Source organism: Clostridium bowmanii (assembly GCF_018861315.1).
Classification (GTDB): domain Bacteria; phylum Bacillota; class Clostridia; order Clostridiales; family Clostridiaceae; genus Clostridium_AD; species Clostridium_AD bowmanii.
Map to the genome: position 1 here is coordinate 65987 of NZ_JAHLDL010000011.1, position 22611 is coordinate 88597.

The 22611-nt window shown below is 31.4% G+C and carries 25 protein-coding genes; 1 reads left to right on the forward strand and 24 read right to left on the reverse strand.

The genetic code is table 11. The features are described from left to right. Positions 1-157: 157 nt before the first annotated feature. Entirely contained in the window at positions 158-862 is a 705-nt protein-coding gene (locus tag KPL51_RS09270; protein ID WP_216159955.1) for a helix-hairpin-helix domain-containing protein, read from the reverse strand. Between the two features lie 146 nt (positions 863-1008). On the opposite strand from KPL51_RS09270, the gene KPL51_RS09275 reads away from it, so the two are divergent. Beyond that, complete coding sequence (locus tag KPL51_RS09275; RefSeq protein WP_216159958.1) at positions 1009-2298, forward strand: D-alanyl-D-alanine carboxypeptidase family protein; 1290 nt, start codon at positions 1009-1011, stop codon at positions 2296-2298. A gap of 84 nt (positions 2299-2382) precedes the next feature. Here the strand turns inward: KPL51_RS09275 and KPL51_RS09280 are convergent, their stop codons facing one another. The 23 genes from KPL51_RS09280 to mreD form a co-directional block, all read right to left on the reverse strand. After that, the gene (locus tag KPL51_RS09280) at positions 2383-3345 is read right to left on the reverse strand and encodes an RluA family pseudouridine synthase (protein WP_216160149.1); all 963 of its coding nucleotides are present in this window, start codon (positions 3343-3345) and stop codon (positions 2383-2385) included. A 28-nt stretch (positions 3346-3373) separates the two neighbouring features. Next, positions 3374-3757 (reverse strand): RidA family protein, encoded by a 384-nt coding sequence (locus KPL51_RS09285; protein WP_216159962.1) that lies wholly within the window; start codon positions 3755-3757, stop codon positions 3374-3376. A gap of 69 nt (positions 3758-3826) precedes the next feature. Then, complete coding sequence (locus KPL51_RS09290; RefSeq protein ID WP_216159964.1) at positions 3827-5101, reverse strand: LCP family protein; 1275 nt, start codon at positions 5099-5101, stop codon at positions 3827-3829. After that, a complete protein-coding gene (gene yqeK, locus KPL51_RS09295; RefSeq protein ID WP_216159967.1) occupies positions 5098-5676 on the reverse strand; it encodes a bis(5'-nucleosyl)-tetraphosphatase (symmetrical) YqeK in 579 nt (192 codons plus the stop codon). The genes KPL51_RS09290 and yqeK overlap by 4 nt, the downstream gene beginning before the upstream one ends. Before the next feature lie 89 nt (positions 5677-5765). Beyond that, positions 5766-6368: a nicotinate-nucleotide adenylyltransferase gene (gene nadD, locus KPL51_RS09300; RefSeq protein ID WP_216160152.1), complete on the reverse strand. Its 603-nt coding sequence runs from the start codon at positions 6366-6368 to the stop codon at positions 5766-5768. Positions 6369-6521: 153 nt separating this feature from the next. Continuing rightward, positions 6522-6812: a ribosome assembly RNA-binding protein YhbY gene (gene yhbY / locus KPL51_RS09305; RefSeq protein ID WP_216159971.1), complete on the reverse strand. Its 291-nt coding sequence runs from the start codon at positions 6810-6812 to the stop codon at positions 6522-6524. A 52-nt stretch (positions 6813-6864) separates the two neighbouring features. Beyond that, complete coding sequence (obgE, locus tag KPL51_RS09310) at positions 6865-8148, reverse strand: GTPase ObgE (RefSeq protein WP_216159975.1); 1284 nt, start codon at positions 8146-8148, stop codon at positions 6865-6867. Between the two features lie 66 nt (positions 8149-8214). Then, complete coding sequence (locus KPL51_RS09315) at positions 8215-8751, reverse strand: Spo0B domain-containing protein (protein ID WP_216159978.1); 537 nt, start codon at positions 8749-8751, stop codon at positions 8215-8217. A gap of 53 nt (positions 8752-8804) precedes the next feature. Then, positions 8805-9116, reverse strand: coding sequence for a 50S ribosomal protein L27 (gene rpmA, locus KPL51_RS09320; RefSeq protein ID WP_216159981.1), 312 nt, complete (start codon positions 9114-9116; stop codon positions 8805-8807). A 4-nt stretch (positions 9117-9120) separates the two neighbouring features. After that, positions 9121-9453, reverse strand: coding sequence for a ribosomal-processing cysteine protease Prp (locus KPL51_RS09325; protein WP_216159984.1), 333 nt, complete (start codon positions 9451-9453; stop codon positions 9121-9123). A 2-nt stretch (positions 9454-9455) separates the two neighbouring features. Then, a complete protein-coding gene (rplU, locus tag KPL51_RS09330; RefSeq protein WP_216159988.1) occupies positions 9456-9767 on the reverse strand; it encodes a 50S ribosomal protein L21 in 312 nt (103 codons plus the stop codon). A gap of 143 nt (positions 9768-9910) precedes the next feature. After that, on the reverse strand, positions 9911-11353 hold the full coding sequence (locus tag KPL51_RS09335) for an Rne/Rng family ribonuclease (protein ID WP_216159991.1): 1443 nt from the start codon (positions 11351-11353) through the stop codon (positions 9911-9913). A gap of 21 nt (positions 11354-11374) precedes the next feature. Further along, positions 11375-12082 (reverse strand): TIGR03936 family radical SAM-associated protein, encoded by a 708-nt coding sequence (locus tag KPL51_RS09340; RefSeq protein WP_224854005.1) that lies wholly within the window; start codon positions 12080-12082, stop codon positions 11375-11377. Then, positions 12057-13919 (reverse strand): TIGR03960 family B12-binding radical SAM protein, encoded by a 1863-nt coding sequence (locus KPL51_RS09345; protein WP_216159997.1) that lies wholly within the window; start codon positions 13917-13919, stop codon positions 12057-12059. Before KPL51_RS09345 ends, KPL51_RS09340 begins: the two co-directional genes overlap by 26 nt. Positions 13920-14096: 177 nt before the next feature. After that, on the reverse strand, positions 14097-14981 hold the full coding sequence (locus KPL51_RS09350) for a M50 family metallopeptidase (RefSeq protein ID WP_216160000.1): 885 nt from the start codon (positions 14979-14981) through the stop codon (positions 14097-14099). A 62-nt stretch (positions 14982-15043) separates the two neighbouring features. After that, positions 15044-15415: a hypothetical protein gene (locus tag KPL51_RS09355; RefSeq protein ID WP_216160004.1), complete on the reverse strand. Its 372-nt coding sequence runs from the start codon at positions 15413-15415 to the stop codon at positions 15044-15046. 145 nt (positions 15416-15560) lie between these two features. Next, positions 15561-15935, reverse strand: a complete 375-nt coding sequence (gene mgsA, locus KPL51_RS09360) for a methylglyoxal synthase (RefSeq protein ID WP_216160007.1) — start codon at positions 15933-15935, stop codon at positions 15561-15563. A 61-nt stretch (positions 15936-15996) separates the two neighbouring features. Continuing rightward, positions 15997-17112, reverse strand: a complete 1116-nt coding sequence (gene rodA, locus KPL51_RS09365) for a rod shape-determining protein RodA (RefSeq protein WP_216160155.1) — start codon at positions 17110-17112, stop codon at positions 15997-15999. 84 nt (positions 17113-17196) lie between these two features. Next, entirely contained in the window at positions 17197-17460 is a 264-nt protein-coding gene (gene minE, locus KPL51_RS09370) for a cell division topological specificity factor MinE (RefSeq protein WP_216160010.1), read from the reverse strand. A 12-nt stretch (positions 17461-17472) separates the two neighbouring features. Then, the gene (gene minD / locus KPL51_RS09375; RefSeq protein ID WP_216160013.1) at positions 17473-18279 is read right to left on the reverse strand and encodes a septum site-determining protein MinD; all 807 of its coding nucleotides are present in this window, start codon (positions 18277-18279) and stop codon (positions 17473-17475) included. A gap of 14 nt (positions 18280-18293) precedes the next feature. Beyond that, positions 18294-18926, reverse strand: coding sequence for a septum site-determining protein MinC (gene minC / locus KPL51_RS09380; RefSeq protein ID WP_216160016.1), 633 nt, complete (start codon positions 18924-18926; stop codon positions 18294-18296). Positions 18927-19230: 304 nt separating this feature from the next. Beyond that, a complete protein-coding gene (locus KPL51_RS09385; protein ID WP_224854008.1) occupies positions 19231-22098 on the reverse strand; it encodes a penicillin-binding transpeptidase domain-containing protein in 2868 nt (955 codons plus the stop codon). Positions 22099-22113: 15 nt separating this feature from the next. Further along, positions 22114-22605 (reverse strand): rod shape-determining protein MreD, encoded by a 492-nt coding sequence (gene mreD, locus KPL51_RS09390; RefSeq protein WP_216160019.1) that lies wholly within the window; start codon positions 22603-22605, stop codon positions 22114-22116. Positions 22606-22611 lie beyond the last annotated feature (6 nt).

The following is a 22611-nucleotide window of genomic DNA, read 5'->3' on the forward strand; positions in this document are numbered from 1 at the left end:
GTGCTCTGGTGTAGAAAACAATTACTAATTGTTTTCCCTCCTTGTAGTTCTCTGGGGCAGAAAACAATTATCAATTGTTTTCCCTCCTCGTAGTTATTCTAAATAAATAAAACGCATTAATTATTACTAAATGTTCAAGATAATTTTATACCATTAGTCACTTTATGTCTACCTTATCTATGAATTTGCTTAAGGTCTTTTCCCCAATACCACCCACTTTTGTTAGTTCCTCTACTGTTTTAAATCCTCCATTTTCTTCTCTATATTTAATAATGGCATCAGCTTTAATATCTCCTACACCTGTAAGAGTTTTTAACTCTTCTTTGGTTGCAGTGTTTAAGTTAATAATAGCATCTTTAGTAGTGGTTGACGCCGTAGGACTCGAAATTGTAGGACTTGTAATATTACCTTGTAAATCTTGTACCTTATCTTTCTCACCTTTTTTATAAATCATAACACATTCTTCATCCTTTAGTTTTTCAGAAAGATTAGTGACATTAAGGTCAGCATCATCTGTAACTCCACCTGCTAGTTTTATAAGATCAGTTACCCTACTATCCTTTTTTATTTCATAAACACCTGGTACTTTTACAGCCCCCTTTATATCAACTTTAATATTAATATCCTCTACTATATTTGCTGAGGCTGCAATAACTCCAGCCGCTTGTTTTTTTTCTGCAGTTTTATCAGCTTGTATACTTTTATCAACTTCTGTAGTTTTATCACCTTCTACAAATATATCCTTATAATCTGTAGCATTAACATTTCCCTTCTGACTTGACAATGCGAACCCAACAATTATAAAAATAATGCTTATGCACAATATAGCTATAGATCCAATTATTTTTTCTTTATTTTTCATAAATCCTCCTTCTTAGCTCTGTAAACGAAACTAATTACTGTTTGCTTTACCTTCTTATATAAAATTATTGACAACTTTTCATAAATACTGTCGCTAAGAAAGAATTTTATTGATATAATGTAACTATTGAAAACTGGAGGTAATCTATGAAAAAATTAATTACAATAATAATCACATCATTTTTGTTACTTTTTAACACAGCACCAGCAGTCCAAGCTCTAGTAAAACCACCAACAGTATCAGCTGATAGTGTAGTTTTAATGGATGCAACTACAGGTAAAATACTTTATGAGAAAAATAAAAATTCTGCTTATCCTCCAGCTTCTACTACTAAGATAATGACTATACTTCTAGTTTTAGAAAATTCTAAATTAGACGATGTGGTAACCGTAAGTAAAAACGCAGAAATAGCTGATGGGTCAAAAATATATATCACTGAAGGCGAGAAAATATCTGTAAAAGAATTGCTATATGGATTAATACTGGCTTCTGCCAATGATTGCGCTGTAGCCTTAGCAGAACATATAAGTGGCTCAACAGAAAAATTTGCAAAGCTTATGAATGAAAAAGCAGGTTCATTGGGTTGTAAAAACACTAATTTTGTCAATCCAAATGGACTATATGATGTTAACCATAAAACTTCGGCCTATGATTTAGCTTTAATTATGCAGGAGCTTACTAAGCATGATGAATACAAAGAGATGGCAACAACCCCATCGTATACAATGGCATCAACAAATAAATGCAAAGAAAAACGTCCTCTTTGGAATGGCAATAAACTAATACATAAAGGGGACCAATACTATTATGAGTATTGTGTGGGTGGAAAGACGGGCTATACTATTCAATCAAAGCATTCTTACATTGCCGTAGCTAATAAAAATGGTCAAAAACTTATAGTGTCTCTAGTACATGACTCTATAAAAACCTTTTTTCCAGACAGTATAAAACTATTGAATTATGGATTTAATAATTTTGAGCTGTCTAAATATTATGATAAAGGTGTCGAAGTATCAAATTTAACATTAGAAGATGGCACAGTAATTCCTCTACTCGCTTCAAAAGATTTTTATATTGTTAAAGCTAAAGGCTCATCAATAACACCAATTATTAAAACTGAGAAAATGAATTCAGACCTTTCTTCCATAAAAAAAGGTGATGATATAAGTAAGGCACTAATTACTTTTGGGAAAGATTCCTATAATCTAGATTTGTCTAGCGGAATGAATTATAGTAAAAAAGTCTCTGTTCCTAGTAATTCATTTCTTAAGAATAACGCAAAATACTTTACACAATCTTCGCTGAAAATGAACATAATAAAATATTCTGCAATTGCACTTGCCACAATATTAATCTTTATGAGGATAAGAAATATAAAAACAAAAAAGAAAAACAGATTGAGGAGATTGATGCATAATATTAAAGATAAAAGGTAATATTTAAAAAGCACTAATTATAAACTATTAACAGTTTATAATTAGTGCTTTTTTATATTTAAAGACACTTCAAAAGGAGATGATTTAACTTTCAGCTTTTAGTTTACTTATTAAACTCTCTATATCCTCTGGAAGTTTTGACTGGAGTATAAGCTGCTCACCAGTTCTTGGATGTGGAAAGACTAATTTATAAGCATGTAGTGCCTGCCTATCAATATACTGGCTTTCAGAGGTTCCATAAAGGCTATCCCCATAAAGTGGATGCCCAATATGACTAAAATGAACACGAATTTGATGTGTTCTCCCTGTTTCCAAAGTAATTCTTACCAAATCACCATTTTTAAAAGAATCTATAACTTCATAATGAGATATACTTCTTTGTCCATTTTCAAAAACCTCATTTTTTATAGAGTCTTCATCGAGTTTCCCAATAGGCAAATCAATAGTACCTGACTTGTTTTCCATATTACCATGTACAACAGCCATGTAACTCTTCTCAAAAGTTTTATCCTGCATATCGATTCCTTGTGCTGATTTTCCTTGTATTGCTATGACTCCAGCATCGCTACTTTGCATGTCTCTAGCTAAAGCCATATGAGCAAATTGATTCTTTGCAATTATTATAAGACCTGTTGTATCCCTGTCCAGTCTACTCACTAGTCTAACAATGCAATTTTCATTTCTTTCTTTAAAATAATATGAAACTCCATTGGCTAGAGTTCCAAAGGGAACTCCACGAGTGGGATGAACTACTATACCTGAGCTCTTATTTATAACAATAAGATCCATATCATCATATACCACATCTAAATCCATTTTCTCAGGTTCAATGTTTTGATGCTCATCTTTCTTCATATCAATTTCTATTTTATCAACTGAATTTATTCTATGATTAAGCTTAACCACTTTACCATTTACACTTATTTTTCCACTAGTACCAGAGCTTTTTATAAATCTACTAGATAAATTCTCTGTATACTTTAGATAATCTCTTAATTTTGTATCTTTAATGTTTTCTCCTACCACGTAGGTTAATTTATTATCCAGTGCTAATTTATTATCAAGTGATAATTTATTATTCAGCAATCGCAATAACTTCTATTTCTACTAATGCATCCTTAGGAAGTTTTGCTACTTGAACACAAGATCTAGCTGGTGGATTGATTGTGAAATATTTTGAATATACTTCATTCATCTCAGCAAAATCATCCATATCCTTTAAGAATACAACAGTTTTTACCACTTTATCTAAGGTAGTACCTGCTTCTTCTAATATAGCTTTTAGATTTTCTAAAGATTGTGCTGTTGCTTTTTTTATATCATCATTTATAAATTCCCCAGTAACTGAATTTATCGCTAATGATCCTGAAGTAAATAATAAGTTCCCAACTTTTACTGCTTGAGAATATGGTCCAAGAGCTGCTGGTGCTTTACTTGTACTTACAATGTGTTTTTCCATTTTTTCTCCTCCTCATAATTGTAGATAGATTTAACCCTATCCACTATATACTGTTGATAGACAAAAATATTATTTCATATACTCATGATCTTCACCTAACATAACTATTATATCAAAATTTTCCTGCTTTGACGATAAAAACTCAATATTATCTATTTTAAAATCTTTTACTAGTGACGTTTTTATGTCCTCATTACCATTGTATACTGAAATTTTAGTTTTACTAGTAGTATCACCATTTAATGTTTCTGGCTTACTATATCCCTTTTGTTGAAGATATGTTGCAAAATCACTAGCCAGGCCTGCTTTCTTAGTGCCATTAATTACTTTTATTCTAAGCTTTGACTTATCCATGCTTGATGCGCTCTCATCATATAATTTTGAAATAATCAATTTATTTTTAGCTTCATCATATACTAAATACGATTGACCACCTATAGTCTTTAAATCACCTTTAATAGTATCCATAGAAAATTTATCCTTGTTTATGGTGGCAAAGATATATCCATACTTAAATATATCTTTAGCATCCATATTTGTTTCTATTGAGGTTTGAATTGCTGATAAAATACTTGGAATCTTAAGCACTGTAATAGGACTTTTTAATTTTTCCATTACTTTAGTAATAAACTTATGTTGATTTTCTATTCTCCCTAAATCACCATCTGCAAGGCCTGTACCATCATTATTTTTTCTCCATCTAAAAAACTCTTCAGCTTTTTTGCCATCTAAATGAACTGTAGTACCTTTTTCAAAATTAATGCTCAAGTTTTGTGTTGAATCATCATAATGCATGTTTCTTGTTATATCCATATCTATGCCACCTATAGCATCAATTACGTTTCTAAAGCCTTCATAATTGATTTTACCATAGTAGTCAATTCTAATACCTAAAAGCTCTTCTGCAGCATCAACTGCATAAGTTACCCCCCCAATAGCATGGGCAGCATTAATCTTTTGATTTTTGTTATTTATTTTAATTAACGTATCTCTAGGGATGGAAACCAAACTAATATTTTTATCCTCTGCATTGTAATGTGCTACGATCATTGTATCTGTCCTCTTAGGATCATTCGCATTAGTAGAACCAGGAGTACCAACATCTACACCCATAACAAGTATGTTGCAGGATTCTCCATCATTTTTTAGTTTTTCTATTTCATCCTTGTTTAAATTTGAGTTTATATCTATTTTATTTAAATCTACTGCATTATTATTAAGACTATCTAAGTAAACATAAAAATATCCGAAAATCAATAAAAAAACCGACACCACTAAAGTAATGGTAACCACCGCAAATCTTTTATAATTCACTATTTTTTTCTTTTTCTTATTTTTCCTCATCTTTTCACCTTATCTTTACTTAATAAATAATTTCTTGCTTCTACTGTATCCATATGCAACAACTCTTTTTGATTTATAACATATTTTATTGTGTTTTCAAGAGACTGTATTACAGCAGCATCTAAATCTATATAACTTAAAAACCTTAATTCCTCTACACCCTTGAACTTTCTTAATGGCTCAATATAATCCGCAATATAAATAATCTTTTCTAAAATACTCATGTTTTTTCTACCGGTAGTGTGATAACAAATAGCCGCTAAAATATCCTCATCTTGGATACCCATTACTTCTCTGGCTATTATACTTCCCACTAGTCCGTGAAGAATTGAAGGATTTTGTATATATATTTCGTCATCTTGCACCTCATGCTCACTCGCCACTTTTATAAGCTGATCATCCTTCATATTCTTACCACAGTCATGAACAAGTCCCGCAATTCTTGCATTTTCTATATTTGCTCCATATTTTTCTGCTAGTGCTACTGCAGTTTCACTAACACCTAAACTATGCTGCAATCTACCCTCACTTAAATTTAATTGCAAATAATGGAGCATTTCACCCTCATTCCACATTTAAATCCCCCCAATATTACTTTTTTGCAAAAGATAACTACTGATCGTTTATCTCGTATTTATAGAATTTTCTATTTATGTAGTTCTTGTTATTTATACAGATTAAACTCATGAATTATTTCATCTACACCTTTAGGGAGTAAATAGTCAACGTTTCTACCAATTTTAATATTGTTCCTAATATTTGTTGAAGATATGTCTATAATTGGCATATCAATAAAAATTATTTTTTCATTGAATTTTTGTTCTATATATCTTAATTGATTAGCCACGTCTTCCACTGTAAAACCTGCCCTGTTATAAACCACTAACTTACAACTACTTAAAATTCTTTCTACGTTTTTCCACTTATCTAGGTCCATTAAACTATCAACACCAATTAAAAAATACCAATCTATATTAGGCTGTAACTCACTAAAAACTTCAATAGTTTCGTAGGTATAGCTATTTTCATCTTTATTTATTTCATAATCACTTATTTCAAAATAAGCTTCGGACTCAATGGCCTTTTTAACTAAATCATATCTAATTTTAGCATCTGTGATTTTTTTATTGTTTTTATGTGGTGGATTCCCTGCAGGCATGAATAAAATTTTATCTAAATGTAAATTATACAATGTTTCATAGGCAATATGAAGGTGACCAATATGAATTGGATCAAATGTTCCTCCAAAAATAGCTTTTTTCAATATAGCACCCTCTTTATATCGTAGTAAGGCATCTGAAATGATATAGTCTTTAATAAGATAGCAGATTGGTTGGATACAATTTTTAAAAATAGTTTGGAAAATAATAACATAAGTTACAATTTTCATAGAGGAAAAAGCATGTAAATTTACATGCTTTTATGGTAATTCAATTTTAGGCTTTTTTAAAGATCTTTTATAGAATACACATTTGCTTCCAATAGCTTGAACTGCCTCAGCGCTTATGGCTTCACAAATTATATCTGAAGCTTCTCTAGCAGTTAATCCACTATTATTCAAAACCTTAACTTTAATAAGTTCTCTAGATTCTAGTGCATCATTTACCTGTTTTAAAAAGTTTTCTTCTATTCCAGCTTTACCAACCTGAAATATAGGTTGTAATGTATTTGCAATAGTTCTTAAATAACTTCTTTGCTTGCTTGTAATCATAATATCCTCCTAGCTACATTCTTATAAGATAACAATTTTAATCTATTATCCACTATAATAAGAATTCAAATTCAAACTTTTGTAACCTTACTAAATCCCCATCTTGAATTCCTTTTGCAACTAGTGCATCAAATACTCCCTTATTCTTTAAAACTTTGTGGAAATACTTAAGAGAATCCGGTTCATTTATATTAACAGCATTTAACAATCTATCAACGAAGGTTCCGTCAACAACAAAAGTTCCTTCGGCGTCTATCTCAATAGTGTAGGTAAATCTCTTTTCTTCTACTATGAACTTATCTTCTTCCTCTATTACAAGTTCTGTAACTGGTATAGTAGATAACATTCTAGCTGCTTCTTTCATCAGTGCTTCTACACCTTGACTTGTAGCTGCAGATATTTTAAATATCTTACTATCATCATATCCCATTTCATTTAATCTTTTCTTAAAACTATCAAAGACTTCATCATCAAATAGCATATCACTTTTATTACAAGCTATTATTTGTGGTCTATCCCATAGTTTAATACTATATTTTCTAAGTTCTTCATTTATTTTAACAAAGTCCTCTACAGCATCTCTACCTTCTATTCCTGAAATATCAACCACATGAATAAGCATTCTGGTTCTTTCAATATGTCTTAAAAAACCTATTCCAAGACCTACTCCCTCAGCTGCTCCTTCAATTATTCCTGGTATATCAGCCATAACGAAACTTTGTGCACCCTTAACACTTACTACTCCTAAATTTGGTTTTAAAGTAGTAAAGTGATAATTAGCTATTTTAGGTCTTGCTTTAGATACTACTGAAAGTAAAGTCGACTTTCCAACATTTGGAAATCCAAGTAGACCAACATCCGCAAGCAGCTTAAGTTCAAGTCTAATCCATCTTTCTTCTCCTGGCATTCCAGGTTCTGCAAAGTTAGGTGCTTGCCTTGTAGGTGTACAAAACTTAACATTACCTTTGCCGCCTTTTCCAGCTTTACAAACTACATAAGTTTGACCAACGCGAGATAAATCACACATTACTTTGTCTGTTTCAAAATCTTTTACAATTGTACCCATTGGAACTTTAACCTCTAAATTTGCTCCTGCTTTACCATAGCACTTAGATCCAGAACCTTGAATTCCAGGTTTAGCTACGAATTTTCTTGCATATGAAAAATCTAATAAAGTTGTCATACTAGCATCAACTACGAGTATTACATCTCCACCATTTCCACCATCTCCACCGTCTGGTCCACCCAGTGGTATATATTTTTCTGTTCTAAACGAAACGGCACCATTTCCACCGTTACCTGATTTAACAAAAATCTTGGCTGTATCAATAAACATATATTTCACCTTACCTTAGCGCATTTTCTATTTTGTATTTTAATCTATTTATTAAATTCTAATTTTTTAGAATATTAATCTATAAGCTATATTATTATCAAAACCACATCTATAAACTTTAAAATCATCTATTTGTGTATCTATTTGCTGCCATTCTTCCATCCAACTTATGTCGCCTATCATGGACTCATTATTAGTAATAAGTAAACTTTCACCTAATTCATCTTGGAATATATAAATGTAAACAAATTTCTTATTAGTCTTTTCTACTTCCATAAATATAGTGTTGACTAAATCACTTTTTTTATTATATTCATTTACAAAGATTTTATTTTTAAAGTTACTAATCTCAATATCTACTTCTACTTTTATTTCATTAGCCCATAATTTCTTAATATTGCTTTCAAGACATAGTGAAAATTTATTATCTTCTAACTTATAAATTTCACTAATAATTTGATTTTCTTTGGATAATTTCTCTATATAATCCAAAGCACCTTGCGGTCTTTTTATTTGCAAATAACCGTATATAACTTGCAAATCGTTCATAAAATCGTGCCTTTGTTTTCTAAGTAGTCTAATATAATCTTCTAATTCATTCATTTGTATCCTCCGAAAGAGAATTTTAAAAAAGCACCCTTTAAGGGTGCCTTAAACTATTCAGCCATTGCAATTGCTTCTACTTCTTCATCAACAGGATAAACGCTTGCTTTTTTCTTCATTTTTCCCATTCTTTCGAATTTCACAACTCCATCAACTTTAGCGAAAAGAGTATCGTCTCCACCTATTCCAACATTGTTTCCTGGGTGAATTTTTGTTCCTCTTTGTCTTACTAAAATATTACCTGCAAGAACGAATTGTCCATCTGCACGTTTAGTTCCAAGTCTTTTAGATTCACTATCTCTACCATTTCTTGAGCTACCTACTCCTTTTTTATGAGCAAATAACTGAAGGTTAATAACTAACATAGTATCACACCTCCTTTGTTTCTATTTTTATATAGTTACTATACGTAATTTCTATACTCTTAAGTCCAAGCATCATTGTTTCTAATAAAACTTGACATCTTTCAATATCTTCTAAAGTTTGACCTTCTAAATTTAAATTCAAAAATCCATTCTTTATATCATACTTCACCTTAATTTTCAAAACTTCCTCAATCCCAATAACTGTAGTCTGAGAAATTGCTGAAACAGCACAACAAATTAAATCTACATCTAATTGTTCTTCTTTGGGAATAGCATGACCTTTTATTTTAAAAGAAACTATTTTACCTAAACTCTTAAAAAATCCAACTTTTATCATAATTAAGCTTCAATCTTCTCGATTTGAATCTTTGTATATGATTGTCTGTGTCCTTGTTTCTTTCTATAATCTAACTTTCTCTTAAACTTGAAAACTATAACTTTTTTAGCTTTTCCTTGTGCTAATACTTTAGCAACAACTTTTGCTCCAAAAACATACGGTTTTCCAACTACTAAACCATCTTCCTTGCCTACTGCAAGAATTTCATTAAATTCAACTGTTGTTTCAATTTCAGCATTCAATTTTTCAACGAATAAAACGTCTCCTTCTTGAACTCTGTATTGTTTTCCACCAGTAACTAAAACTGCGTACATAAAATACACCTCCTTGATCCAGTCTCGCCATCCCAGGTACATACCACTATGTAAACTTGTATATGTGTAAGTATGTTTATAACCTTGTGTGAGCGGTCTACAAAAGCCATTTTAACATATATTCATATGTTTGTAAAGCATATTTACCCATATATCTTATATGTTTGCAAGTTTCTTATTTGATTCGCAAAAATCAACGATTCTACTTTAAATTTTTCTAAATGAGGAATGAAATTCACATAAACACTATTTTCTAGTGCCCCTATAAGCCGTGCGAATTCTAAAATATCACCCATAATATCTTTTTTGTAGATTTGATCAATCTCAATATATATATCTTTTATCCCCTGTTCCACTTGCATCTTAAAAATTTCATTTTTAATTAAAAATTGAATATAGGATAGTTTAACCCTCCTACCCTTTCCATCACAATATTTGCAGGGTTCCTCAATAAACTCATAGATGGACTTTCCTCTTCGCCTTCTTGCAATTTGAACCAAATTAAGTTCTGTAAATGGATAAACTACAGTCTTGTTTTTATCATCCGCAAACCCCATTCTTAGAACGTTCAATATGTTTTTTCTCACATCTAAATCCTCAACATCTATAAAATCTATTAAAATTATTCCGCTTAGATTTCGAAGTCTTATTTGTCTTGCAATTTCCTCTGCTGCCTCAATATTAGTGCTCTCAGCAGTCTTTCGGAGCGAGTGGCTCTTTACATTCTTCCCAGAATTAATATCAATCACATACATTGCCTCGGTTTTGTCAATTACAATGTTACCCCCACATTTTAGTGGAATTTTGTGATTGCGAAGACTGAGTATTTCTTTTTCTATTCCATAATAGTCGAATAACATTCTGCTTTCATTATGAACTTCAACTTTTACTGAGATATCAGACCTATCTTCTGTAAATTTCTTTGCATATTCAAAATCACTTTTGTTGTTCAATACTATTTTAAATGTATTTTTATCTAAAATATCACGCAGTGTTCTATTTATTGCTCCAGCATCACTAAATAACAAAATAGGATTTCTTGAGTACTCGCCGCGTTTTATAATGCCTTTATATATCTCATACAGAGCCCCAACTTCATCATTTAAAACATTAATATCTACATTAAGTGCATTTGTCCTAATCATTACCCCTATATCCTCTGGCTTAACTAATTCTTTAGACACCATATTTTCAAAATCACTATTATTAATTTTTTTGGAAAAACTTATGTCCTTATTAATATTTACAACCACAGAATATGTACCTGGAATACCAAAAGCACTAGTAACTTTAGCACCTTTTTTATCTATTTCTTCTTTTAGAACTTCAACTATTATTTCGTCGCCCTTTTTTATCTTTGTATTATTAAACCTTTCATCAAGATACATGTAACAATCTTTAGTATGCCCAATATCTACAAAAGCACACTTAATTGCTGGTACAATATTTTTTACTATACCCTTATATATTTCTCCAGGAATTGGCCCATTGGAATCTTCTTCTATAAAGCATTCCTTTAATTTATTATTTTCTTTTATAGCTATTCTTAAAAATTCTTCTTGTCTTTCGATATATATTTCTTTCACTTTAACCCAGCTCCTGTTTTACTAATTTTTGAAAAACTCGCTAAGGGTGACTAGTTTATCGTCTTTAACTCCATACATTTCTTCCCTCTGAATATCAACAAAAGCTTCTTCACTTATATTCTGAACATTGTCCTTAATATACTTTACTAATAACTGTGCAGATAAGTTATCGCGACTTCCACAAGCAACAAGTGTCTTTATAACAAGTATAGATCCACTAACCTCATATTCGAAATTAATTACTAAGGGTTTTATATTAACCATTTTTTCTCCACTTTTTTTACTAATCTTAATAATGTTCCATTCACTCATAGAAACAAGGCTCTGTAACCTCTCATTTACCCCTTCTTCCTCTGTACATTTTAATTTAATTGTATATTTTGCAGCATCTATACTTGCCATAGCTTGGGACTTCTTTTTTCCCAGAGCAGGAACAACTTCTACCACATCTAAAATTTTAATCCCTCGTGGAGAGTTTTCATTCATTTTATCCATAATATACTTTTCTTCTAGCTGACAATTCAACACTACATCCATGTATTCGCCACTAGAATGGGCTCCCACAGACAATGGCTGCGCGATTGACACTGCCATGTGAGGATTAAAACCCTTTGAATATTCTACTGGAAGTTCTGATCTTTTAATTATTTTTTGGAGAGTCCTCATTAAATCTAAGTGAGCAATAAATTTAATCTCACTGTCTTTACTGTACTTTATTAGATAACGCACTATGGAAACACGTCCCTTCTTTAAAATTAACATTAACACCGCAACTGGTGCAGCCTTCTTTACAATTCTGTGTTAGTTCAGCTTTCTTAGCTTTTTCATTTTCTAAAATTAAGTATTCCTTATCTACTCCAATATCTATGAAATCCCATGGAAGTACCTCATCATAGCTTCTTTCTCTATAAGCATAGAAGTTGCCGTCAACTCCGCATTCTTCCATAGCTTCTTGCCAATATTCAAACTTGAAATACTCTGACCAACCATCAAATTTTGCACCCTTTTCAAAAGCCCTTATTATTACATCACAAACCCTTCTGTCTCCTCTAGCAATAACTGCCTCTAGATATGAAACTATAGATTCATGATAATTGTAGGTAACTGCCCTACTTGTTATAGCATACTTAACTGCTTTTATTTTATCCACTACATCTTCCATTGTGCACTGCGCGGCCCACTGGAATGGAGTGAAAGGTTTTGGTACAAATATAGCAGAGCTTGTAGTAACTCGTAGTCCTCTTTTCCTTACATCTTTAGGAATTTTAAAGTACTCCCCTGCAACTTTATCTGATAGCTCCGCAATTCCACGTACATCTTCCATAGTTTCATAAGGAAGTCCCACCATGAAATAAAGCTTTATAGTTGACCAACCTGAGGCAAAAACACTACTAGCAGCTTCTAATATTTTTTCCTCTGTTACTCCCTTATTTATAATATCTCTCATTCTCTGTGTTCCTGCTTCTGGTGCAAAAGTTAAGCCGGTTTTTCTTGCCTTTTGTATTTCATTTATTAAATCCACAGAAAAAGAATCTATTCTAATAGAAGGCAAAGATATACTGAGGTGGTTCTCTTTGTTTTTTTCTATAAGAGTAGCTATAAGGTTGTGTATATCCGAATAATCACAAATGCTAAGTGAACTTAGTGATATCTCTCTATATCCTGTACTTTTTAGCAATTTATCTGCTGCCTCTACAAGAGTATCAGTAGTTTTTTCTCTTACCGGTCTGTATATCATTCCAGCTTGGCAAAATCTACATCCATTGGTGCATCCTCTAAAGGTCTCCAGTATTACTCTATCATGTACTATTTCTATATATGGAACTACCATTGTTTCTGGATAAGTAACCTTATTAAAATCTGTTACAAATCTTTTCACAACACGTTTTGGAACATCATCGTATTTAGGCTTAAACTCCTTAATAGTGTTATCCTCATTATAGGATACCTCATATAATGAAGGCACATATATTCCTCTAATTTTAGATATTTCCCTCAAAAATTCCTTTTTCATGCCTTTGCCTTTGTATTTTTTATAAACATCCATCACGTCACTCATTATCTCTTCGCCTTCGCCAATTTCAAAGAAATCTATTATATCATGTAGTGGTTCAGGATTATATGCACAAGGTCCACCAGCCATAACTATAGGTTCATCCTCGCCTCTCTTTGAAGCTCTTATAGTTATTCCAGACATGTCAAGCATATTAAGTATGTTGGTATAGCTCATCTCGTATTGAAGTGTAAACCCTAGAAAATCAAATTCATTTAGTGAATCCTTACTTTCTAGTGCATATAGTGCTATATTGTTTTCTCTCATTTCTTTTTCCATATCTGGCCATGGAGCAAAAGCTCTTTCGCAATAAGTGTCGGTTCTAGAATTTAATACGTGGTAAAGGATCCGGCTTCCTAAATGGGACATACCCACCTCATACACATCTGGGAAGCAAAAAGCAAATCTTATATCCACACTTTCTATATCTTTATAACAACAATTAAGTTCTCCGCCTACATATCTGGCAGGCTTTTCAACTTTAAATAAAATATCATCTGAAATTTTGTTCATAGAAATCCCTCCTGGTTTTTTCTCTAAGGTAGCAAATAATTGTAACTCCACCCACCTTACGCATCTTACATTATTTTATTTTAACACATGAAAGTTAAATCTCAAAATTAAAAATAACTTTAAACACCTCAATTGAAATAACTAGTGAATATATAGACTACTTGATCTATATATTCACTAGTTATCTTTTGAAGTCGCATTATCATAAAGTATTTTCATTTTCTTAGCACCAATATATTCGCTTAAGCTTATATTACCATAAATTTTTATGGCCCGAATTATTTCCTCTTCATACAATATTTCTAGCATGCTCATATCTTCATCTAGTACCGTAAATAAATTATATTTATTCTTATCAATCATTCCTAGTGCCGATAATAAATCCTTTTTACAAAAAATTGATATACTTCTGTTTTCTATATATCCTCTTTTAATAAATTTATATTTCTTCTTGATAATATAACCCATAATCAAATATACTATCCTTTCCTTCTCTTTAATTGAAGTTATTAAAACAAATATAGATACTAAGCCCAAATTAAAATTACTTTTATTTGCTGCCACACTTACAAAATATATAAACATGAAAATACTTCCAATGACCATACTAACCTTAATAGAAATTTCATTAGCCACTCTATACAGGGTCTTAATGCTAAGTATATCCCTAAGCACCCTACCTCCATCCAAAGGGAAGGCCGGGATAAGATTAAATATACCTATGGCTAGATTGCTATTACATATTAAGTGCAAATAAGGTCTATGAAATGACAAAAATAGCACATAAAAAATAGCAGCTAATAATAAATTTAACAAGGGTCCTGATAGTGAAATTATCATATCTTGCCTCGGACTTGCTTCATCTAAATCTTTTAACTTAAGCACAGCTCCTATAGGAAGTATTTCTATATCAAAACCCGAAAATCCTAAAATTCTGGCAGTTAAATAATGCATTAACTCATGTATGATTACTAGAACAAAAGCTATTATAATTTCACCTTTAAATCCTAATATTAATAATAAAATAACATAAGGCAAAAATAACTTGCTTATTTTTATCAATTAATCCCCCAAGTAATTGCTAAAATTCTTAAAAAGCAATAAAGCTCTTTAAAAATTACAATTTAATTATTTATTTGATTTCCCTCAGAAATTGTATTTTTGAATTTTTCTATAATATTCGTTGTAATTACTTCTATATCCTTAAATTTAAGGCTCTTAGCTTTTACTATTAATGTACTATAATCATATTCTTTATTTATTGCTTCCTTAGAGTAATTATAAACATATTGAGTTTTAGGAGTAACTACTACTTTAAAAACAAGTACAATAATAAGCAATGCTAAAACACCAATAAGCTCCCTTGTCAACCTCTTAACATAAAGATCCCACATTTTACTTTGTGTTTTGCCTTCACTTGCAAAATTATTTGTACCCCTTTGTTTTTTTGCTAAATTATTATAATAGCTTTGATATTGCGTATTATAATTACCCATTTTCTCCCCCTCTTACAATGGTTTCACTATTTATATATATTTAAATTTTCCCGTTTATATTACCTATTTTTAAAAAAAGCATGTATATAATCCGGTAATAAAAAAAGAAGCACCGCAAAATTGCAGTGCTTGTTAGAACATATCGTTAGTATTTACGTTTTTGTAGACTTCTAATCAAAACTTCAGCTGTGCCTAAATTTGTGGCAAGTGGTACAGAGTGGACATCACATATTCTAAGGAGTGCTGAAACATCTGGCTCATGAGGTTGCGCAGTAAGTGGATCTCTTAAGAAAATTATCATATCTAATTCTCCTTGTGCAAGTTTTGCACCTATTTGCTGGTCGCCTCCTAGTGGCCCTGATAAAAATCTAAAAACGTTCAGTCCAACTTTTTCAGTTATTAGTTTTCCTGTTGTTCCCGTTCCATATAATTCGTGCTCCATTAATGTATCCTTGTACCTATTTGCAAAGTCTATTATATCATCCTTTTTTTTATCATGTGCTATTAGTGCTATTCTCATATTTCTCCTCCTAAAAAGTAGATAATTCATCACCTATGCAGATATTAATAGCCTATAGTGATTAAAAATTTATTTTCTTCTTCCTCATGCCTACATTAAGCACAAGTCCTAGTGCCATAAAACTCGTTAAAAGAGAACTTCCTCCATAACTCATAAATGGTAGGGTTATCCCTGTAATAGGCATTAGCCCCATGGTCATTCCAATGTTTTGTCCTATTGAAAATAACAAATTAGAAATGAATCCCACACATATTACAGTTCCAAAAATATCTTTAGAACTTTTTGCAATCTTTATTAATCGATATATAAGAATGCCATATAAAAGTATTAATAATAATGCACCAACCAGGCCCCATTCTTCTCCTAAAACAGAAAAAATAAAATCCGTATGGTTTTCTGGAACAGAATTAAATTGAATTCCTTTTCCGAAACCTCTTCCTAGTATTCCTCCTGAACCTAAAGCAAGTTTTGATTGAGCAAGCTGAAATCCATAGCCTATTTCATTGTTCTCAGGATGTAAAAAAGATGTAAGTCTTCCCTTCCAATAAGTTTTCATAATTGGTGAATTCCATACCCCTACAATCAACAGTGCAATTGAAGTTATTCCCCCAATTATTATTTTCTGATCTAGTCCTATGCAATAAAATATGCCTAGTACTATAAAAAAACTAACCATAGTCATTCCCATATCTGGCTGAATAACAATTAATAGCATTGGTACTGCAGCATAAAATATTAAGGTAAATAAATTTTTAGGGTTATTGATTTTCCCCTCCATATCATCCAGTTTTTTAGCTAACATTATTATCATTCCAATTTTCGCAAATTCTGATGGTTGTATCCCTCGGCTTCCAATATTTATCCAGGACGTTGCACCCTTGGTAGTAGATCCCAAGAGAAAATCACTAAGGAATAAAAATATAACTCCTGCCCAATATATTAACGTAGCATAATTTTTAATTAGAATATAATCAAATATCAATATAAAATACACCGTTATAAGACCTAATATCATCCACGCAATTTGCAATTTAAGGTAATAACTTCCCGAAGAACTCTTAGACATGGCACTATAAATGTTTAAACATCCAAAAATCACAACACATATTGCAAGTATAATGGAACTATAATCTAATTCTCTTAAAAGCTTCCTGTTAAGCTTTAGTTTCTCTAAAATCTTCATGCATTTACCTCCATCTCAAGTATGATTATATCATAAAAAACTATGCACAAGTTATTAATTATGCATAGTTTTTATAATTCATCTCTTAATTTTTTTAATAGGAATACTGGCTATTAGTGCTGGTGAACTTCCTTCATATTCTTCTGTTGTTGTTAATCTAACTTCAATTTCCCCAGTTTCTATATCAGCATATTTTGAAATTACCTTTAGAATGTCAGCCTTTATCATTTCTAAAAAATCAGGTGAAAAGTCTGCTCTATCATGTATTAAAATCAGCTTTAATCTATCGCTGGCAATATCTTTTGAGAAAACCTTGCTAGAAAACATTTTAAATAAATTCATTAATGTCCCCTCCTATATTCCTTTAAATATTTTTCTTAGAGCGGCAAAGAATCCTGTGTCACTCCGTGAAGATCCATCGAGTGAAGCATAGGCTACTTCTTCACCCATTATTCTTCTAGCAATGTTTTTAAAAGCTATTCCTGCCACTGACTTATCATCTAGAACTATCGGCTCTCCTTTGTTTGTCGAAATGGTAACCTTCCTATCATCTGGAACAATTCCTATTAATTTAATTGCTAAACACTCTATAATGTCATCTACAGATAACATGTCTCCATTCTTTGTCATTTCATAGTTCATTCTGTTAATTATAACCTCATGCCTATCTATGCCCTTAGAATCTAATTTACCTATCACCCTATCAGCATCCCTAATTGAAGTAAGTTCTGGATTGACAACTATAATAGCTCTATCAGCTCCAACAATTGCATTTTCAAATCCTTGCTCTATACCAGCAGGGCAATCTATAATAACATAATCAAAATCATCCTTTAACTCATTTACTACAAAAAGCATATCTTTTATATTAATATCATTTTTGTCCCTTGTTTGAGCTGTTGGCAATAAATACAAATTACTAAACCTTTTATCTTTTATTAATGCTTGCTTTAATCTGCACCTTTTTTCAATAACATCTACCAAAGTAAATACTACTCTATTCTCAAGTCCCATTAAAACGTCAAGATTTCTAAGACCTGTATCTCCATCAATTACTACTACCTTTTTATCCATAGATGCAATAGCTGTTCCTATATTAGCCGTAGTAGTAGTTTTACCTACACCACCCTTACCCGAAGTTATAACTATAGATTCTCCCATGTGTACTACCCCCATCAAATATATTTATTCTCTAAATACGGTTCTACAATAATGTTCCCATTTTTAATTTTTGCTACCTCAGGATATAAAGGTTTAGCAGCATCCTCTGGGGCCCTTGTAACAATGTCCCCAATTTGAAGTATCTGAGGTTCTAACTTAAATGCAGCAATTATAGCTTTTTCATTACCATTGGTTCCTGCATGTACAACTCCTCTTAATGTACCAAGCACAATTATATTTCCTGCAGCATATATTTCAGCTCCTGGATTTACATCCCCGACTATAACTATATTACCAGGATAATTTAGACTTTGTCCACTTCTTATGGTTTTTCTCAAAAATTTAGTTTTTCCCTCATATATACCAGTAAACACTCTAGCGGTGCTGTCATCTTGATCCTGGAAAATACAATCACTAATTAAAAATTCATCAAATAATATGTCCTTTAATCTTCTGCTTTCCTTTTCATTTATGTATTTAAGTTCAGTAGTGATTTTTAAAGTACTGCCTTTATAAAATTTTTTACCTTGTGAAAGCTTATAAATCAGTGACTCCAACATATCATCAAAATCACTAAAATGATTCATATTTATAACTACATTTAATCCCTCTTTATTTCCTTTAATGATTATTTTGTCTGTAACCATATTTTTAACCTCCTAGTTCTCCTCTGAGCTAATAAACAATTATTAATTGTTTTTCTCCACAATTGAACTTAAACTAATATTTCCACATATTATGGCTAAAATCCTGCTTAATTTCAATATAAATATATTTTTTTATTTTTTTACTAATTTTAATTATTTGAATGTACAAAAAAAAACAGTTTTTTATTTACCTTGAAAGGATTTTTATATACCTTAAATGGTTTTTGTGTGTCCAGAAGTTAAATAAACTCTGACAAATAAATATGTCAGAGTCTATCTACACTTCTAATTTAATCATTCAATACTAGTCATGACCATTGCCAGTTAGATTGGTGTTTAATTCTAAATTACTAGTTTTCTTATCTGCATCATACATAAATTCATAAGAAGGATTATTTTTCAGTAATTCAGCTTTAAAATATTGCTCATACACTGCTTTTGCAACTGGCGCTACCCAGCCACCATGACCTCCATCAAAAACTACTGCACAAACAGCTATTTCAGGTTTGTCATAGGGAGCAAATCCTATATAGTATCCATAGGAGGTTCTTCCTAGAGCCGTTTGAGTAACATCATTAAATGTAGCGGAACCTGTTTTCCCTCCATTTTTGATTGGGAAATTTTGAAAAACTCCATACGCTGTACCTTTAGGATCATTTGTAACTTCCAGCATTCCTTCTTTAATTATATTAGTAGTCTCAGTACTTATCCCAGTTTTTTCTAAAATTACAGGTTTAGTTTCTTTAATTATTTTTCCATCTGGCTCTAAAAATTTATCAACTAAATGCAATTCATATCTATTTCCACCATTAACCATGGTGGATACATAATTTGCTAGTTGTAGCGGTGTAAAAGCATTAAACCCTTGCCCTATGGCTGCATAATATGCATTAGCAGCCGAATTAATCTCAACATTAGCATCACCTATTTCTGCATTTATTAATTCAGCCATAGATTTGATATTTACATCAGTATAATTATTATTTTTTAATACTGGCGAATCTTCAATGAGTTTAGTAATTGAAATCTGCATACTTTTCATAATTGAATCATAGGTACTTTTCTTATCTTTTTTCATTTCGGTTTTGATTGAAGCAAGAAACTTAACTTTGCTTTCATTTGATTTTTTTATTTCTTCTATTTGTTTGCTAGTTCCGCTTTCCTTTTGTGATTCAAGATCAAATGGTTTTTGCGCAGTTTGTAACTTTCCTACTAGATTGCTTCTATGAATATTGGCTAATATTTCTTTGCTTGATTCATAGTTATATACTTGACCAAAATTTTCTGGTATCTCTATACCTGTAGCAGGTTTTTTACCACTATTAGGCTCTATCCCAAGACCAAATTTCCATGCATATTTAGCAAGTAGGTCTAACCCACTTTTACTCTCTCCACTTTTTGCATAAAGTTTATCCGCTACATCATAAAAGTAATAATTACAAGATTCCCTCATAGCCTTTTGAACATTTACCCATCCATGGGAACCATGATGCTCATTCCATATCCAACACGCAGCTGTAACGGTGGAATAACGCGTATTGTATGGACCATTATCATATACTTGACTGTCCCTAGTTATAACGCCTTCTTCTAGTCCTGCAGCAGCTGTCACAGGTTTAAAGGTAGAACCAGGAGGTACTAGAGATTTAGTTGCATAATTAAAAGTTGCTTTAGGAAAAATATCATTATTATCTTTTCTAATTGTAGTATTACCTTCTATACTCTTATCTATGGGGAACATATAATCTAGCACTATTTTTTCTCTTTCAGCTTTTGTTTTTTCGGCCATATCTGTATCTGTTAGCACACCTGTAATATTTGCCAAACCACGTTTTTGAATATACTCAAGTCCCATTTTTGCTATGTTTGGATTTATATACAAGTCATTCATTTCATTAGATAGTCCCCCAGATGCTGCAAATAAATTAGGGTCATATCCAGGTCTACTTGCAAGGGCCAACACCTTGCCAGTATTAACGTCTAACACCACCACAGCACCTCTGTTTGCATTAGTTGTATCTACTTTTTGAGATTCGTTCTTCCCTTGCTTTTGTAAATCTAGCATTACTGCATCTAGAGATTTTTCTGCAGCATACTGCATATTTTTATCTATATTAAGCTGTATTGTTTGCCCTGGATAAGTTTCAATTTCTCCTAAGGTCTTAACCTTACGCCCTTGTTTATTGACTTCAATACTTTCCTGACCCTTAGTTCCCCTTAAAACCTCTTCAAAGGCTGCTTCAATTCCTGAAGTACCTATGTAATCAGAACTTATCTCATAGCCTTGTTCCTCATACTTATCTTTGTCCCAAGCATTTATCTTAGAAATATAACCGAGGAATGCTGAACCTAAATCCTTATTAGCATAGACTCTAATTGGCTCCGTAGTAACACTAACACCAGGAATTTCAGGTTGCAATTGCTCAAAAATGCCAGCTGCATCTTTTGTTAAATTATTAGCTATAGTTACAGGCTTGTATCCAGAAAAGCTCTGCATCTTTAATGTGTCCTTAACTAACATATATCGTCTTAACATATCTTTGCTTTTAGAATCTTTAATTTTGTCCATTCCATATTGTTTAATTAGCACATTAAAAACTTCAACAGGTGTAATTTTTAAAAGATCCTCATCAACTTTTTTGAGTTCCACAGTAGATAAATCATCTTTCTTCTTATCCTTATACAGTTTTTTAATAACTATATCTTCAAAGCCTCTATCTTTTTTAAATCTAAGCTCCGTCCAATTTTGGGTTGGTTTATCTAAGGTCTTAAAACCGAAACTATATTTTACGGTTTTTTTATCTGAACTAGTCTTTACTTTAAGTAAAAACTCATCCACTTGAACTGCCTTGTTAGCATCAAGAATTTTAAATACATTGTCCATAGTGGGAAAGAAATTGTCTTCACTTTCTTCTGTATTAGTAAAGGTTAATATATAGCTTTGTTTGCTTTCAGCTAATTTTTTACCAGTCCTATCAATTATATCCCCTCTTGGAGCTACTGTTGATATTATCTTGTGATTTTGTTGATTTGCAGTTTCTTTATATAACTCGCCATTAACTACTTGTATGTTTATAAGCCTCCAAATAACAACAAAAAAAATCATTAACATAATGACAGTCAAGACATTAAATCTAGAAAATTCATTGCCTTTTTTGTTTTTCTTACTCACTATTTCACCAACCTTTTAAAATTTCCACTCTTTCTTCATGTATTCCTTTTGTGAAAGTTTATATGTAAACTTATACATAAAAATAGAAACTATTAAATTATATATTCCATGATATAATACTGTTTCCATATGGGTATATTGCTTTATCAAAAACAATATAGAAAATACTATTAAGCCTTTACCTATACTTAGCACAAAAGAAGATATTATTGGCAGAAATGACTTTTCAACAAATATACTTTTGCCTATTTGTGCAGCCACAAGACACATAAGCATATTTGATAACATGTTTATCCCAAACCCATTCAAGAAATATACATCTTGCAATGCGCCAGTAAGAACTCCAATTATTACCGCTTCTTTTGGCGTACTAAGAATAGAATAACATAGTGCAAATACAAATAATAAACTTGGGTATGCACTATTAATCTTAATTAAAGGCATTAAAGTGTTATCTAGTATTAGAAATAGAATACATAAAAATACTACTGTTAATATTCTCTTCATAATACC

What these genes read in the sequence shown, in the direction of transcription:
- KPL51_RS09345 (WP_216159997.1), bottom strand. Translation starts at nt 13,919, where the DNA reads ATGAACAAAATTTCAGATGATATTTTATTTAAAGTTGAAAAGCCTGCC.
- KPL51_RS09275 (WP_216159958.1), top strand. Translation starts at nt 1,009, where the DNA reads ATGAAAAAATTAATTACAATAATAATCACATCATTTTTGTTACTTTTT.
- KPL51_RS09325 (WP_216159984.1), bottom strand. Translation starts at nt 9,453, where the DNA reads ATGATAAAAGTTGGATTTTTTAAGAGTTTAGGTAAAATAGTTTCTTTT.
- minC (WP_216160016.1), bottom strand. Translation starts at nt 18,926, where the DNA reads ATGGTTACAGACAAAATAATCATTAAAGGAAATAAAGAGGGATTAAAT.
- mreD (WP_216160019.1), bottom strand. Translation starts at nt 22,605, where the DNA reads ATGAAGAGAATATTAACAGTAGTATTTTTATGTATTCTATTTCTAATA.
- mgsA (WP_216160007.1), bottom strand. Translation starts at nt 15,935, where the DNA reads ATGAGAATAGCACTAATAGCACATGATAAAAAAAAGGATGATATAATA.
- KPL51_RS09290 (WP_216159964.1), bottom strand. Translation starts at nt 5,101, where the DNA reads ATGAGGAAAAATAAGAAAAAGAAAAAAATAGTGAATTATAAAAGATTT.
- KPL51_RS09285 (WP_216159962.1), bottom strand. Translation starts at nt 3,757, where the DNA reads ATGGAAAAACACATTGTAAGTACAAGTAAAGCACCAGCAGCTCTTGGA.
- rpmA (WP_216159981.1), bottom strand. Translation starts at nt 9,116, where the DNA reads ATGTTAGTTATTAACCTTCAGTTATTTGCTCATAAAAAAGGAGTAGGT.
- minE (WP_216160010.1), bottom strand. Translation starts at nt 17,460, where the DNA reads ATGAATTTATTTAAAATGTTTTCTAGCAAGGTTTTCTCAAAAGATATT.
- KPL51_RS09315 (WP_216159978.1), bottom strand. Translation starts at nt 8,751, where the DNA reads ATGAATGAATTAGAAGATTATATTAGACTACTTAGAAAACAAAGGCAC.
- obgE (WP_216159975.1), bottom strand. Translation starts at nt 8,148, where the DNA reads ATGTTTATTGATACAGCCAAGATTTTTGTTAAATCAGGTAACGGTGGA.
- yhbY (WP_216159971.1), bottom strand. Translation starts at nt 6,812, where the DNA reads ATGATTACAAGCAAGCAAAGAAGTTATTTAAGAACTATTGCAAATACA.
- rplU (WP_216159988.1), bottom strand. Translation starts at nt 9,767, where the DNA reads ATGTACGCAGTTTTAGTTACTGGTGGAAAACAATACAGAGTTCAAGAA.
- yqeK (WP_216159967.1), bottom strand. Translation starts at nt 5,676, where the DNA reads ATGTGGAATGAGGGTGAAATGCTCCATTATTTGCAATTAAATTTAAGT.
- KPL51_RS09270 (WP_216159955.1), bottom strand. Translation starts at nt 862, where the DNA reads ATGAAAAATAAAGAAAAAATAATTGGATCTATAGCTATATTGTGCATA.
- KPL51_RS09355 (WP_216160004.1), bottom strand. Translation starts at nt 15,415, where the DNA reads ATGGGTAATTATAATACGCAATATCAAAGCTATTATAATAATTTAGCA.
- minD (WP_216160013.1), bottom strand. Translation starts at nt 18,279, where the DNA reads ATGGGAGAATCTATAGTTATAACTTCGGGTAAGGGTGGTGTAGGTAAA.